Source organism: Stenotrophomonas sp. 99219_Sma (assembly GCF_056480785.1).
In genome coordinates, this window is sequence record NZ_CM151117.1 from 2,325,709 (window position 1) to 2,340,457 (window position 14,749).

General features: G+C 62.7%; 15 protein-coding genes. 9 read left to right on the top strand and 6 right to left on the bottom strand.

Annotated elements, in window-relative coordinates; genetic code table 11:
- Positions 1-84: 84 nt before the first annotated feature.
- On the top strand, positions 85-978 hold the full coding sequence (locus ACZK13_RS10695; protein WP_478481601.1) for an NAD(P)/FAD-dependent oxidoreductase: 894 nt from the start codon (positions 85-87) through the stop codon (positions 976-978).
- A gap of 112 nt (positions 979-1,090) precedes the next feature.
- Here the strand turns inward: ACZK13_RS10695 and ACZK13_RS10700 are convergent, their stop codons facing one another.
- Positions 1,091-1,846 carry a hypothetical protein gene (locus tag ACZK13_RS10700; RefSeq protein WP_478481603.1) on the bottom strand — a complete coding sequence of 252 codons (756 nt, stop codon included), beginning with the start codon at positions 1,844-1,846 and terminating at the stop codon, positions 1,091-1,093.
- 167 nt (positions 1,847-2,013) lie between these two features.
- On the opposite strand from ACZK13_RS10700, the gene ACZK13_RS10705 reads away from it, so the two are divergent.
- The 3 genes from ACZK13_RS10705 (at position 2,014) to ACZK13_RS10715 (ending at position 4,052) form a co-directional block, all read left to right on the top strand.
- The gene (locus ACZK13_RS10705; protein WP_478481604.1) at positions 2,014-2,769 is read left to right on the top strand and encodes a tetratricopeptide repeat protein; all 756 of its coding nucleotides are present in this window, start codon (positions 2,014-2,016) and stop codon (positions 2,767-2,769) included.
- 455 nt (positions 2,770-3,224) lie between these two features.
- Positions 3,225-3,581 carry a hypothetical protein gene (locus ACZK13_RS10710; protein WP_478481606.1) on the top strand — a complete coding sequence of 119 codons (357 nt, stop codon included), beginning with the start codon at positions 3,225-3,227 and terminating at the stop codon, positions 3,579-3,581.
- An 81-nt stretch (positions 3,582-3,662) separates the two neighbouring features.
- Positions 3,663-4,052 (top strand): hypothetical protein, encoded by a 390-nt coding sequence (locus tag ACZK13_RS10715; RefSeq protein WP_478481607.1) that lies wholly within the window; start codon positions 3,663-3,665, stop codon positions 4,050-4,052.
- 17 nt (positions 4,053-4,069) lie between these two features.
- Here ACZK13_RS10715 and ACZK13_RS10720 read toward each other — a convergent pair whose 3' ends face one another.
- The 4 genes from ACZK13_RS10720 to ACZK13_RS10735 form a co-directional block, all read right to left on the bottom strand.
- Positions 4,070-4,801, bottom strand: a complete 732-nt coding sequence (locus ACZK13_RS10720) for a hypothetical protein (RefSeq protein ID WP_478481608.1) — start codon at positions 4,799-4,801, stop codon at positions 4,070-4,072.
- Between the two features lie 60 nt (positions 4,802-4,861).
- Positions 4,862-5,959 (bottom strand): hypothetical protein, encoded by a 1,098-nt coding sequence (locus tag ACZK13_RS10725; RefSeq protein WP_478481609.1) that lies wholly within the window; start codon positions 5,957-5,959, stop codon positions 4,862-4,864.
- Between the two features lie 140 nt (positions 5,960-6,099).
- Positions 6,100-6,576, bottom strand: coding sequence for a nuclear transport factor 2 family protein (locus tag ACZK13_RS10730; protein WP_478481610.1), 477 nt, complete (start codon positions 6,574-6,576; stop codon positions 6,100-6,102).
- Between the two features lie 61 nt (positions 6,577-6,637).
- Positions 6,638-7,204 (bottom strand): TetR/AcrR family transcriptional regulator, encoded by a 567-nt coding sequence (locus ACZK13_RS10735; RefSeq protein WP_478481612.1) that lies wholly within the window; start codon positions 7,202-7,204, stop codon positions 6,638-6,640.
- Positions 7,205-7,373: 169 nt separating this feature from the next.
- On the opposite strand from ACZK13_RS10735, the gene ACZK13_RS10740 reads away from it, so the two are divergent.
- Both ACZK13_RS10740 and ACZK13_RS10745 read left to right on the top strand, forming a co-directional pair.
- Positions 7,374-8,327, top strand: coding sequence for an alpha/beta fold hydrolase (locus ACZK13_RS10740; protein WP_478481614.1), 954 nt, complete (start codon positions 7,374-7,376; stop codon positions 8,325-8,327).
- A gap of 826 nt (positions 8,328-9,153) precedes the next feature.
- Positions 9,154-10,662 carry a S1 family peptidase gene (locus ACZK13_RS10745; protein ID WP_346484574.1) on the top strand — a complete coding sequence of 503 codons (1,509 nt, stop codon included), beginning with the start codon at positions 9,154-9,156 and terminating at the stop codon, positions 10,660-10,662.
- 72 nt (positions 10,663-10,734) lie between these two features.
- Here the strand turns inward: ACZK13_RS10745 and ACZK13_RS10750 are convergent, their stop codons facing one another.
- On the bottom strand, positions 10,735-13,380 hold the full coding sequence (locus ACZK13_RS10750) for an excinuclease ABC subunit UvrA (protein WP_478481617.1): 2,646 nt from the start codon (positions 13,378-13,380) through the stop codon (positions 10,735-10,737).
- Between the two features lie 180 nt (positions 13,381-13,560).
- Here ACZK13_RS10750 and ACZK13_RS10755 point away from each other — a divergent pair, with 180 nt between their 5' ends.
- From ACZK13_RS10755 to ACZK13_RS10765, 3 genes are all read left to right on the top strand, one after another.
- Positions 13,561-13,839 (top strand): hypothetical protein, encoded by a 279-nt coding sequence (locus ACZK13_RS10755; protein WP_219630815.1) that lies wholly within the window; start codon positions 13,561-13,563, stop codon positions 13,837-13,839.
- 123 nt (positions 13,840-13,962) lie between these two features.
- A complete protein-coding gene (locus ACZK13_RS10760; RefSeq protein ID WP_049463392.1) occupies positions 13,963-14,217 on the top strand; it encodes a hypothetical protein in 255 nt (84 codons plus the stop codon).
- Positions 14,214-14,636, top strand: coding sequence for a low affinity iron permease family protein (locus ACZK13_RS10765; protein ID WP_071228246.1), 423 nt, complete (start codon positions 14,214-14,216; stop codon positions 14,634-14,636). Before ACZK13_RS10760 ends, ACZK13_RS10765 begins: the two co-directional genes overlap by 4 nt.
- Positions 14,637-14,749 lie beyond the last annotated feature (113 nt).

The window sequence follows — 14,749 nt, forward strand, 5'->3', positions numbered from 1 at the left end:
CCTCTGGCACTTCTTGCGTGCATTGTTGGACCGCATGAGCCAGAGCACCTGCTGCCCTTCCACTGCCATCACGGAGCTATCAGTATGAATGACGTCATTATTATCGGCGGCAGCTTTGCCGGCCTCGCGGCCGCACTTCAGCTTGGCCGCGCCCGTCGGAAAGTCACCGTTCTCGATACCGGCCTGCCGCGCAATCGATTCGCCGGCCATTCGCATGGACTGCTTGGTCACGATCACAAGCCGCCACTGGATATTCTGGCGGAGTCACGGTCGCAGCTGGCCCGTTATCCGGCGATCAGCCTGGTCAAGGCACGTGCCGAAGGCATTTTCGGCACGATCGATGACTTCTCAGTGCTGACGGAGGATGGCATGCGTCTTGGCGCACGCCGCTTGATCCTTAGCTATGGTGTGGTTGACCAGATCCCCGATGTTCCAGGTTTTGCAGAATGCTGGGGAAAATCCGTGGTCCCTTGCCCCTATTGTGACGGTTTTGAGGTTGCGGGACAGCATTGGGGACTCGTCTGGTCCGGCCCGCAGTCGCACAATCAGGCCAGGCTGTTCCTCGACTGGACCGACAGATTGACGGTCATCGCTGATGGTCACGACATTCCTCCCGACATCCGGGTCGATCTGGAGCATCGAAACATATCCGTCGTCGATGGCCGGATGGTCGAGATCGCACATCATGGAGGTCATATCTCTACCGTCAATCTTGATACGGGCAGCAAGGTGGCCGTCGACATCCTGTTTGCGCATCCGCGGAATAGACCTTCGGCAAATCTGCACGAGTCACTGGGCCTCACCACGGTGGAGACGCCCGCCGGCATCACCCTTAAGGTAGACGAGCGCCGCCAGACCAGCGTGCCCGGTATCTACGCCGCGGGCGATCTCACCACGCCCTTCTTGCCCTCGGTAACCCAGGCAACGTCGCAGGGCGCAATGGCGGGAATCTTCGCCCAGCAGTCGATGCTGGCCTGAGAGCATTGATTGGAGATAAGCGCGTATGCCGACAGAATTCAACTGTCTGGTGCAACCGTTACACCCTCGATAAGAATCCGAATCCCGTACTTCGTCCGATGTCTGCTTACGGCTAGAGGAGGTCATCCGGCCTACCCTTGATAAACATCCCTAATCGCGACTGGACTGGCTTTGAGGGCAAAACGGCCTTTCGCACGATCTCCAGTCTGCTCACGTCGCTCACAGGCACAAGAATTGCAGCCTTCCGCGACGGATCCCAAAGCACATAGCTATCACCCAAACGCCCTACTAGGCCCAAGCTGCCTTGCACCTTCTCATCAATGGTCACATTGACCGTGTACTCGCTGCTGCCAGAAGTAATCGACTTGGCGCGCTCGAAGCCAAGCCAGTTTGACGAGATCGGGACATAGACAATCATCACGAGCGCATAGACCAGCCACGGCGAGTCCTTCACGGCGGCCGGCAACACTGGGGACAGGCGCACCACCATTGCACACATGCCCGTCAGCACCACACCTATCAAAACGGGCCAGGCATTGGACAACCAAAGCAAGGCGCCCATTCCAACAAGACAAAGGGCCAGGGTCAGCCACATCAGCAGATTGGCTCGGGACGGCCTCGCTGTCACCTTTCCTTCGACCCACCCTCCAAACAGCAGCGCAATCAGTATGAAGAACAACACCATGCCAATGCCCGCAAGCCCTGCCAGCGCAAGCTCACTCACCGCAACAAACTGAAAGGGATCCAGGCCGAAGTGCCCCCAATACGCCTTCAGATAGAAGGCCCCTTGAATCAAGCCAAACGTGACCAGCGCCGAGCCCCATCCGGCAACATCGGCCATCGTTAGCGCTTTCTGCGTACGCTCCATGCATCCCTTCCATCAAGGCAACCCCGCCACATAGTGACATGCAGCGCTCCGCCTAGCAGAATCCAACCCAATTTACGTGACGCGTCACGCCCAGTCGACACCACCCCATTGGCGACCCACCGCTCCCCCACTATAGTGCCAACCCTCACAAGGACGAGGCGGCACACATGCCCTATATCGGAATCGGACTCCATGTACTGGCAGCCATCTACTTCGCGGTGCACGCCATCCGCTCGGGCCAGAGCCTCTATTGGCTCATCCTGCTCTTCTCGTTCCCGCTGCTGGGCAGCGTCGTCTACTTCCTTGCGATCTACTTCCCGGAAGCCCGCAACTCGCGCGGCGCCCGTCAGGCCATCCGCTCCGCCAAGCAGCTCATGAACCCGGGTCAGGACCTGCGCACCGCACGTGCTGATCTGTCGCGAACGCCCACCGTGCAGAACCGGGTTCGTCTTGGCATGACGCTGCTGGATGCCGGCCAGGCGGAGGAAGCCAGAACCCTGCTTGAGCAGGCCGCAAGCTCGCCACTGGGCGACGACCCCTACATCCTGACCGGCCTGGCGCGTGCTCGCCTCGAGTCCGGGCACGCCGCGCTTGCAGTCGAGACGTTGGACGACCTGTTTGCCCGCCATCCGGACGTGCGCCGCAAGCCGGAACAGACCCTGCTTTACGCGCAGGCACTGGCTGCTGCCCAGTCGCCCGACGCCCGCGCCGCGTTCGAGCGCGCTGTGGAATGCGGAAACGACGCGGCGGCCCGCTGCCTCTACGCCGAGTGGCTGATGGCGCAACCGCAGCCTGCCGACCGTGAGCAGGCCCGCAGCCTGTTCGCCAGCATCATCGACGATGCCCAGCATTGGTCGCGCCATGCGCGCAGCCACAATGCCGCATGGCTGGAGCGGACCAAGGCCGCGTTGAAGGGCCGCTGACGCCTGGCGGCCTTTGGCAACCCTGTCGCATCCGCCTCGTTCACGGCCTCGCCGGGCGGATGCCGACAGCGCGCAGGACTGCACCATCGACATCGCCGATAGCCTTACAGGGCATGGCTCCCGCCTCATTACGCCGCATGCAACGATTCTGAAAATGTTGAAAGTGGTGACGGCATCGGCCTTACTGCATTGGCATCGCGCACAGCCGGGCGTATTCCTTTCCGTGCCACCGAAAACAGGTGGCCGGGATTCGAAACCCCGGTAGTTCGCTGAAGTAAACGCTTGCCAGCCGGCATCACCCTGTGTGGTGCCGGCTGGCAATCCGTCGGCCGGCTATGGCGGGCGGTGCGTGGAGGCCTTGTGCCTGCCGGTTCAGCGAACACCGGGTTTCGAACCACGCACCGTCCGCCACCTTTATCGGTGGCGGCTTCTGCATGCACGCAAGGAGCCCAGCCATGACCCAGCCCCACTCCCCTGCCCCGCACCCGATCTACGACGCGCCCGCCAACGGCCCCGGACTGGATCCGAACACGCTCATCGCCCTGCTGCATAGCATCGGCTCCGGCGCTGCCTCCGATGGCCAGCCCTGGCCGGAGCGCCACCAGATGCCGGGCCGACGCATCGCCCTGGCCGACACCGACTGCTCGCTGGCGGGCCTTCGCGTGGTGTTGGAGATCCTGTTGGCCGCGCAGCGTGCCCGCGAGAACGGTGAACTGGAGCAGTATGTCGGCCCGCGCGTCATGGAGGGGCTGATCATGGCCGGGCTGGGACTCACGGCGCACGCCATCGATCGGGTACGCCCGGAGGGCTGAGTGGCTTGCTGCCGCTGGGCGGCCACAGCGCTGTGCCTCGCGGCAGTGGTCGCGGCACAACCTTGGTGGTCGGCGCCGCCTGTGCCCGAGCCGCTCGCGTTCCAGAGCATCACCGACAATCGCTTTTCTCAGCTGCGCCGCCACGCGGTGCAGTTCGTGGAGGCTCGGCCTCGGCAGGGCTTCCAGTTCGTTGAACGGCAACGGGATGTCTCTTTCCAGATTCGCTGCAACGGCATTCCGGTGCTCTTGCTGGAGAGGCGCTCGCGACATCTGCTGTTGCGTGTCTCACTGGACGCGAAGCAGCGGGCGCCCGCCGTTGTGCGGTTGCGGGCGCTCCTCCAATGGCAACTGGAGCCGTTGGATTACCTGGAGCAGGTGCTGGCTGGCGTGCCGGAACCTGTTCTGTTGGATCGGGTGCTGCAGATTCTTGCTGGTGATGTGTCTGATGGGGCGCGATGTGGCGTGCCGTAGTCGAGCATGGCTCGACTCTACAGAGCCGCGGGCTGCGGCGGCTCAGGTTCGTGGATGGAGCCCTCGAGCAAGGCCACGTAAGTGTCCAGGCGGGTGCGCATGCTGATCAGCATCCAGCCCAACAGGTACAGCAGCAACATGGCGAAGATCAACAATGCGCCGACCAGGCTGACGTCGAAAGCGCCAGCCCAGTCGCCCCATTTCCATCCCCGGAACTGCAGGTAGAGCGCAATCAACAGCGGGAACGGCCCAAGGCGTTGCAGTCCGCCGTACATCAGGCCCATGCGCTCGATCATATTGGTTCGGAGCGTGCTGACGTAGCGCAAGCGTCGCTCGCGCTCAATGCGAGGGAAACTGCGAAGCTCGGTAACCACGGCTTGCCAATGGGCGAAGTCGCCGTCCATCTCCATGGCGTGCGACAACCGTGGCTGACTGAACTGGCGGATGCCTCTGCGGGCGGCCAGAGCGCCTCCAAGAATGAAGCCTCCGATCTCGATCGACAGGCACGCAACAACCACTTTCAACACCACACTGACGGGTAGCCACCGATCAGGCAGCTGGCCACAGAGAATGCCGACGATCGCGGCGGCCAAACCAACGCGAAACGCCCACGTCTCCACCCTGCCCGCCTTGGGGGAGATGCTGAGTTGAACCAGCCCCTGCACCCGCTGGTAGAGCCAGTGGAAGGTCAGTTCCTGTGAATCGGTCTTGGCCGGCGAATCGAGTTCGCCCCCTGTCTGCATGTCCATTGCGTCCCCTGCCCCGGCTACGATGCCGGCCGTAGCATCGTAGCCGACTCACAGCTGCTCTCAGAAATAGAATCCGATATTGAGGTTCAGCCGCGAATGCCAGCGCGAGGGGCCGCCGTTGTTGATGCCGATGCCATCGCCGCCGGCAAACCACATGTTGCGGCCTGCAATCCAGTCGACATAAGTGAGCATCACCCCCTTCTGCAAGCTACAACCGCTAACGTTCTGCCAGGAGTCGCGCACCCCGCTGCTGTGCCCCACCGGGCGCGTCATGCTGAGGTTGTTGTAGCAGGTCAGGTCGTCCAGCCAGCCGCGCGGGCCAAAGGAATAGGCAACGTTGGCACTGGGCACATCGGCCTCGGCCGCGATTTCAAACGGGGCCTGGAATGCCGACAGTGCGATGCGTTCGCCGGGCACGTTATAGCGGTACCGCGCCCATTGCAGCTGCGTGGTCCAGCCATCGCGCTTCCACTGCGCGTGGACGGCCGCGGCCTGATGGTCGTGATGGCGGCGGTTGCGGGTGTTCTGCACCTTGCCTACGAAGGCCGATGCGCCGACCAACAGCTCGCCGCCCGCCCAGTGACGCGATTGCTCAACGCGTGCATTGAATCGCTGCCGTTCGCGATACGGCAACGCATCGGTCTGCGCCACATCGAAGGAATAGCGATCGTAGCGCGCCCCGGTTCCATACTCGTCACCTGAGAACCAGCCGAGGTGCCAGGTGGTATTGCCGGCCTGGTGAATCACCACAACGCCTGGATCATAGTTATCCTCGATGCCCAGGTAATACCCGGACCCGAACCAGAAACTCTGCGAGACCGTGGGCAGCAGGCCGAAGGGCACCTGCTGGATACCGGCCTTCAGCTGCGTGGCATCGGTGAACTGCCAACCCGCATAGGCATGATGGATGGCGTCGAAGCCATCATGCCAACGGTACTGGGCAGAGAAGGAGAAAGGCCCGCTGCCGGCATCGATGTCGGCGCGAAGCAACTCCAGCTGCAGGCGGCTGGTGGGCCCGTAATCGAGCCAGCCATAGTTGAATCGAACTGCGCCACCGAGATCGAAGTGGGGCGCTGCATTGCGGTCTTCGCCGGCCGCGCGCGCTTCGAGCGATGGCGCGACCAGTGCTGCTGCGATGATGATGGGAAATGCCCTCACGGTCGCGTCCTGCCTCCTGTTCTGCGAGTGAAAGCACTCGATTCTAGCCTTGGCGCGCGTCATGCCTCAACGTGAGGCATGACGTACTGCGACGAGTAGGTTACGCAATGGAGGGTGAAGCGAACGTCGGCCAGCCGTGCTCACATACCCAGATCAGACAGCCCCGGGTGATCATCCGGGCGACGCCCCAGTGTCCAGTGGAACTTCCGATCGCTTTCCTTGATCGGCATGTCGTTGATGCACGAAAAGCGGCGCTGCATCAGGCCATCGGTGCCGAATTCCCGGTTCTCGTTTCCATAGGAGCGGAACCAGTTGCCGGAGTCGTCATGCCACTCATAGGCGTAGCGCACGGCAATGCGGTTGTCGGTGAAGGCCCATAGCTCCTTGATCAGCCGGTACTCAAGTTCCTTGTTCCACTTGCGGGCCAGGAACTGCCGGGCCTCCTCGCGGCCATGGGTGAACTCGGCGCGGTTGCGCCACTCGGTGTCCAGCGAATAGGCCAGCGAAACCTTGTCGGCATCGCGGGTGTTCCAGCCGTCTTCGGCAAGACGAACCTTCTCGATGGCCGATTCAGGGGTGAACGGGGGAAGTGGCGGACGGGGTGCTTCAATGGACACGGTGGGGCCTCCAATCAAGTGGATGAACGGGGTGCTTCGACGGGCTTTGATGGCTCGGGCGTCAGCGCCTGGCCTGCTCCAACAACACCTTTGCAACATCCCTTGCAGTGTCTGCGGCGTCGTAGTCGCCCATCACGCGCGAGACGGTGATGGCGCCTTCCATGAGAACCAGCAGCTGCCGCGCCAGTGCTTCCGGCTGCTGGATACCCAGTTGCGTGGTGAGTTCCAGCGTGTAATCCAGCAGCTTCTGCTTGTGATGTCTGGCGATGTGGCGGATCGGATCGTCGGGGTTGCCGACCTCGCCTGCGGTGTTGATGAAGGCACAGCCGCGATAGCCCTCGGACTGGAACCACCCCTTGAGCACGGTGAACATGCCGAGGATGCGTGCTTCCGGGGTTTCGGCCTTGTCGCACTCCTGCTGGAACCAGTCCAGCCAACGCACGTCGCGCGCGTTCAATGCCGCCGCGGCTACCTGGTCCTTGTTTTCGAAGTGACGGTAGATGCTCTTCCGGGCAACGCCGGAGGTCTTCACCAGCAGGTCCATGCCGGTGGCGTGGATTCCGTTCTGGTAGATCAGCGCCTCGGCCGTGGCCAGGATCTTCTGCTGGGTTTCGGTGGTTGTGTTCACGGCGCCAAGGTAGAACGCGCGTTCTACCTTGTCAACGGGCGGCGCGGCGACCTCTCGCGCGGGCGAGCTCGCTCAGGACGATCTATCAAGAAATTCGTACATGTCATCATCCAGGCGCCCGATTTCGGCCGCAAAGTACGTCTCACCACCCACCCATGAGACGCCCCGCATGAAAACCTTCGCCCGCACCTTGGCCATTGCCACCCTCGCCCTGTCGGTCCAGGCCGGCCTGTCCGCGCAGGCCGCCGAACCGGCCAAGCCGGCGGCAGTCACCAGCATCGCGCGCACCGCCAGCTATCTCACCACCGCCGATGGCGTGCAGCTCTACTACAAGGACTGGGGCCCGAAGGACGGCCCGGTCGTTACCTTCAGCCACGGCTGGCCGCTGAACTCGGACAGCTGGGAATCGCAGATGATCTTCCTGGCCAACCACGGCTACCGCGTCATTGCCCATGACCGTCGTGGCCACGGCCGTTCCAGCCAGCCTTGGGATGGCAACGACATGGATCACTACGCCGATGACCTGGCCACGGTGATCAACACGTTGGACCTGCATGACGTCACCCTGGTGGGCTTCTCCACTGGCGGCGGCGAAGTGGCGCGCTACATCGGCCGCCATGGCATCGGTCGGGTGAAGAAGGCGGTGCTGATCAGCTCGGTGCCGCCGTTGATGCTGAAGACCGCCGACAACCCCAATGGCCTGCCGATCGAAGTGTTCGATGGCATCCGCAAGGCGCAGATGGACAACCGCGCGCAGCTGTACAAGGACATCCCGTCGGGCCCGTTCTACGGCTTCAACCGCCCGGGCGCGAAGGTATCGCAGGGCCTGATCGATGCCTGGTGGGCGCAGGGCATGCAGGGTGGCCACAAGAACACGTACGATTCGATCGCTGCATTCTCGGCCACCGATTTCCGCGCCGACCTGAAGAAGTTTGATGTGCCGACGCTGGTCATTCACGGTGACGACGATCAGATCGTGCCGATCGATATCTCCGGCCGCCAGTCGGCGAAGCTGATCAAGGGCGCCAGGCTGATTGTTTACCCGGGCGCGCCGCACGGCCTGACCGACACCCACAAGGACAAGGTCAACCAGGATCTGCTGAGCTTCCTGCAGGAAAAGTAAGCAACAGGGGCTCCGGCAATGCGCCGGAGCCCGTCCCACATAAGCGTGTTTCTGCCCTGCCGCGTGTCCGTTCCCGGTCAGAGCCGTCGCCGCGTGGATTCGGGCGGTGCAGAATTTCATCCGGGCCCGGCTGCAAGGGCGTGGAAATGGCCATGCCAGAACCTCGGCCCCCGACAATAATCCTCCCCCTCCTTCACACAATAACTCTGCTTTACAGGGAGGGAGCGGGTAAGCTGAAAATACGCGTTCGTGAAAGTGGTCACAGTTAACGGCGGGGAAAGTCAATACCTTCAAGTCCGCTGCAACCTAATTGCTGATAATGCGATTGATTTCCAGGCGGACCATCAATCGGTTGTGACATGGAGGTGGGGATGGGCATGGTCTCTGGCAGCTCTTCAGCAACGCTTGCGGCTCTACTTTTTCTGATGACCACCTGCGGCGCATCCGCGACCCCGTCGGCGAGCGCCAGGGAGGCCCGATCACTGGTACTTGTCACGCTCTCGCCTGCGCAAAGTGCGGTCCTTGCAACTGGACTGCTCAGGGGGGTACTGAGGCCAATCAATGGCTGTGTCTACTTCGTGGACCCAGGTGGCACGGCATATCTTGCAGCATGGCCTCACGATTACTCGCTGGCCATGAAGGGCGGCGTTCCCGTAGGCGTGCAGAGCATCCGATCGGGGAAAATAATGGAATTCGGAACCGCCGCATCATTCGGAGGGGGGCATGGAAGTGAACTGCTCCGTTCGAGTCTTGCTGCGTCTATTCCGGCTGCCTGTACGGGCCCACTCATGACGATTCATTTGATGCGTCAGGCAAAGGAGCAGCCATGATTAGTCTGCGCACGAAGCTATCCATGCGTGCCCTGACATTGTCCGCCCTCGGTGCGTTCGCATTCTCCCTGCACGGCCAGCCGATAACTGGCAACCCCACGGCACACACCTACTCGCGAACGTTCAATGTATCTGAGGCCGAAGCAAAATACAGGTCGATGAAATCGATCTCTGCGGCAGGTCTGGAAGCCAGGATTCAGGCATCTGAGCCGGATACGTTTGGTGGCTTGTACGTTGAGCATGAGCCAGAATTCAAGATCGTAGTGCTGTTCACGAATAGGCCGAAAGAGACCTTGGCAAAGTACACGCAGGATCCTGTATTTACCGGCCGCACTTCCGCTCAATCGCTCGAGATGCTCTTGGCGACCCAAGCCGAGGCAGAGGCCCAGCTTCTCGCAAAGAAGGTTGGGTTCGAGTCGGGCGTTGATATCAAGCGGTCCATTGTGACCTTTTACGTGAAGGATGAAGCGGCCGCTAGACGCGCACTCCGACCATTGCTGGGCGCTATCGATTTCATGGCGATCAAGCAAGTGAAAGGCTTTACTGTCACTACCGCAATCTCCGGCGGCCATAAGTTGACCGGTACTGCCTTCAGTTGCACTACTGGCTTCAACGTCTTCGACGCAGATCGTGAGCTTGGCGTCCTCACGGCCGGTCACTGTGACAATACGCTGACCTATCAGGGCATTGCCGCGCCTCTCGTTTTCCAGAGCGAGCAGAACGTAGGCGACTACGATGTCCAGTGGCATAAAGAGCCGCCCAGGGGCCCGCGCCACGCGCAGACAAATGAAATCTCCCTGATCAACGGTCCGTCGCAGACGCTCGAAATAACCAGCACACTTCCCTCCAGTTCGACGCATGTGGGGGATGTGATCTGCAAGAGTGGAATTCACGGCCATTACGCTTGCGGGACCATTGAGGATATGAATTCAAGGTCCAATCATAATGGGGGCATAGGCAGGTACATTCGTGCACGCAACCTTTCTCCAGGTCCTCTCAGCGTCGAAGGTGACAGCGGTGGGCCGGTCTTTTCGAACAATGCGGCCCTCGGCGTCATTCACGGCCGGGGCGGTGAAGACACGGGATTTGAGAACGACCTGTTCTACATGCCCATCGAGCGGGTTTCAGCACTTGGTGTTTCCGTATTGACGGAGGCCTTTGAAGTTACCGGCATCGCAGATCGCACTGAAAATTATTTCAGGCCATTTTCCGTTCCGGTTGCGTACAAGGGAGTTCCGAAGTTCCCGATAGAGTTGACGCTGGAGCGCCCCGTGTGCCCGAGCGGGCCCTGCGAACCCGCCACGGAAACGTTGCCGGACAAGATGCCCTCCCCGCTCAACTACACATGGGCCTGCTTCTACCCCATCGTGCTCTACCCGCCTCCCGTCATTCCCCCTCCCCCGTTGACCTGGAGGGAGCGGATTACCTTGAAGGATGCGTCTGGAATCACCGCCGAGCCCGTTGAGTACAACCTGCACTGCAGTGGATGCCCTGATTGTCCATAGCCCGCATCTGTTGATGAGTGCAGTGCTGGAACCACGTGCGTGGATTCTTCGTCAGCCGAGCATGGCTCGGCTCTACATAAGCGCCAGCTCCCTGGCAAGGAACGGCGCCGTCCTGCTGCCTTTGGCGCGAGCCACCTGTTGCGGCGTTCCTTTCGCGACGATGGTGCCCCCTGCCCCGCCAGCTCCGGGGCCTACGTCAATCACCCAGTCCGCCTGTGCAACCGCCCGCATATCGTGCTCGATCATCACCACGGTATTGCCCGCGTCCACCAGCCGCTGCAGCTGCACCAGCAGCCTGTCCGCATCCGATGCATGCAGGCCGGTAGTGGGTTCGTCCAATACGTACAGCGTGCGCCCGCGCTGGCTGCGCTGCAGCTCGGTGGCCAGCTTGATGCGTTGCGCCTCACCCCCGGAAAGCTCCGTGGCTGGCTGGCCCAGCCGCAGGTAGCCCAGGCCGATCTCCTGCAGCAACTGCAACGGGCGGGAAATGGCCTCTTCCTCGCTGAAGAACGCATGCGCCTGGTCCACCGTCATCTGCAGGACCTCGGCGATGTTGCGGTCATTCCACTGCACCTTCAGCGTGGCGTCGTTGTAACGCGCACCGTGGCAGGTGGGGCACGGCGCATAGACGCTGGGCATGAACAGCAGCTCGACGCTGACGAAACCCTCGCCCTCGCAGGTCTCGCACCGGCCCTTGGCCACGTTGAACGAGAAGCGGCCGGCATCGAAACGGCGGCGGCGCGCGGCCGGCGTTGCGGCGAACAGCTTGCGCACGTGATCGAACAGCCCGGTATAGGTGGCCAGGTTGGAGCGCGGCGTGCGGCCGATGGGCTTCTGGTCGACCTGCACCACCCGCTGGATCGCGTCCATATCGCCTGCCAATGTGCCCCGCGTCGTTTCGATCACGGTCGGTCCGTCGGTGGGCGCGCTATCGGCGCGGTCGTCGGCAGGCTCATGCCCGAGGTGCAGCAGCAACAGCTCGGGCAGCGCCTGCGCCATCAGGCTGGACTTGCCGGAGCCGGAAATGCCGGTCACGGCTGTCAGCAGTCCCAGCGGCACCTGTGCGTCCACGCCCTGCAGGTTGTGGCGGTGGATGCCCTTCAGTTCCAGCCAGCGGTTGGCGCTACGCTGTTGGCTGGCAGGCGCCGGCACCTGGTCGAACAGATACAGGGCCGTGCGTGAATCCTGGATCTGGCGCAGGCCGTCGGGCTCGCCACTGTAGAGAACGCGCCCGCCGTGTTCCCCCGCCTGCGGACCCACATCCACCAGCCACTGCGCGCGGCGCATCAGCTCCAGATCGTGTTCAACAACGAACACCGAGTTGCCGCCGTCGCGCAGCCGTTCCAGTGCGTCGTACAGCGCCTGGCTGTCGGCCGGATGCAGGCCGGCCGAGGGTTCATCAAGCACGTACAGCACGCCAAACAGCAGCGAGCTGAGCTGCGTGGCCAGCCGTAGGCGCTGCAGCTCGCCGGCTGACAGGGTTGGCGTCGCACGGTCCAGCGAGAGATAGCCCAGGCCCAGGTCACGCAGCTGGCGTACACGCGCCATGACTCCGCCTGCCAATCGTTGTGCGGCGAGGCGCTTCTCTTCGGACAAGGCCGAGGTCAGGCGCACGTCCGGAGCGCCCTCGTGGGTCGCCTGGCCACTCGCGGCCCTCCGGGCGCGATCGCGGGGTGTCGCGCTCCTGTTGGTGCGAGCGCCCTTGCTGTGCGCGCCGAAATCACCTTGTGCGATGGGCTCCAGCAGCGCCGCCAGCTGGTCCAGCGGCAGCCGCATGAACTCACCGATATCCACCCCGGCAAAGGTGACCGAGAGCGCCTCCGGCTTCAGGCGCTTTCCGTGGCAGGCCGGGCACAACCGGCCTTCCATGTAGCGCGACACGCGCTTGCGCATCAGCGCGCTCTGGGTATTGGCAAAGGTGTGCAGCACGTAGCGGCGCGCGCCGGTATAGGTGCCCATGTAGCTGGGCTCCTGCTTGCGCTTCAGTGCGGCGCGGGTCTCGGCGGGCGTGAACCCGGCATAGACCGGCACGGTGGGGGCCTGCTCGGTGAACAGGATCCAGTCCCGGTCCTTCTTCGGCAGCTTCTTCCACGGTATGTCGATGTCGTAGCCGAGCGTGACCAGGATGTCGCGCAGGTTCTGGCCATGCCATGCCGGCGGCCAGGAAGCGATGGCGCGCTCACGGATGCTCAGCGACGGGTCCGGAACCATCAGCGCTTCGGTTACTTCGTAGACATGCCCCAGGCCATGGCAGGTGCTGCAGGCGCCCTGTGGCGTATTGGGCGAAAAGTCCTCGGCGTACAGCATGGGCTGGTTGGCCGGGTACGCACCGGCACGCGAGTACATCATGCGCACCAGGCTGGATAGCGTGGTCACGCTGCCCACCGATGAACGCGCATTGCTGGCGCCGCGCTGCTGCAGGGCCACTGCCGGCGGCAGCCCGTCGATGGCATCCACATCGGGCACGCCCGCCTGGTCGATCAGGCGCCTTGCATAGGGCGCGACGGATTCGAAGTAGCGCCGCTGCGCTTCGGCGAACACGGTACCGAAGGCCAACGATGACTTGCCGGAACCTGATACGCCGGAGAAAACCACCAGTGCGTTACGCGGAATGGAAACGTCGACATTCTTGAGGTTGTGCTCGCGGGCACCACGCACCTTGACGCAACCGCTGGCGGCGGCAGCGCATGACGATTCACCAAAGGGGGTGTTGGACATTTCAGCGTTCCTGCATTCGGCGGGCGGGCCGCGCAATGGGCGCGCCCGGTAGGCCATTCTCGCTGCTGCGGAGTGAATGGTGTGAGGGCGCAGGAGGTGGAATGCCACTTTCACCTCCCCTTGCTACGCCGTTGCGCGGCCAAGGGCTAGCGTGAGTCATCTGCACGATAGGAGGCGATCATGCATCCCGATGTACTTGGCTGGATCGCCACGGCGGTCCTGATGGCGACGTTGATCCGGCAGATGGTGAAGCAGTGGCAGTCGCCAAACCCCGAAGCGGTATCGAAGTGGCTGTTCGTGGGCCAGATGACCGCGTCCGCGCTGTTTACGGTGTACAGCGCGATGCTGGGCAGCACCGTCTTCGTGGTCACCAATGCGATGCTGCTGTTGACGGCCGTGGTGGGCCAGGTGATGGCCTGGCGCCGTCGCGGCCGGTGCAACGCTCCCCCGCCCTGCTGATTGTTAACGCGTATTGCCTGAAGGATTGACATCACGTTGCCCCACTCTTGATGGGGCCGCTCACAGTGCACTCCTATGCTGGGCCCGCCACCTGACTGGTGGTGATCAACCTGGAGATTCACCATGCAACGTGATCAGAAAGACCTTCCCCACCCGGACCCGGAAGCGCAGAATCCCGATCCTGTCAGTCCACTGCAGGCGAAGCTGCACAACCGCCGCAACCATGACGAAGCGCTGCAGGAAACCTTCCCCGCCAGTGACCCGATCTCTCCCTTTGTTGCTGCACCAACCCCGGAAGAGCAGGCCAAGCGCCTTGGGGAGCGGGTCACGCTGCCAGACCGCCGCACGGATAAGGAGGCCGCGGGAGGTGACGCGTGATCCGGCGCGGTTTTGCCCGTGTGGCGGCCGCAACGGCACGATTGTCCGGCAGCCTGGGCGCATTCGTCGCCGCGCTGGGGGTGATCATCACCTGGGCCGCCAGCGGGCCGGCCTTCCACTTCAATGATACGTGGCAGCTGGTGGTGAATACGGGAACGACCATCGTGACCTTCCTGATGGTGTTCCTGATCCAGCATACGCAGAACGCCGATACGGCCGCGCTGCACATCAAGCTGGATGAGCTGATCCGGGTCAGCAAGGATGCCAACCAGGAGCTGTTGAACCTGGAATCGATGGAGCCCGCTCACCTTGAAGAGATTCGCCAGCGTTACGAGGCGCTGGCGAAGACCGCGGCAGACATCAAGTTCAAGAAAGAGCGTTGCATGCCCTGCGAGGTGGACGCGGCCGCCGAGGCCTGAAAGGCGCCGCGACGACGGCAGACCCGCGTGTGGATGTCCTGGTGCAAGGCACTGCCTGGCAGGGCCTTGCAGGGCTGTTCCGACGGAGGCCATCGACCGGGGACGCAAGCAGT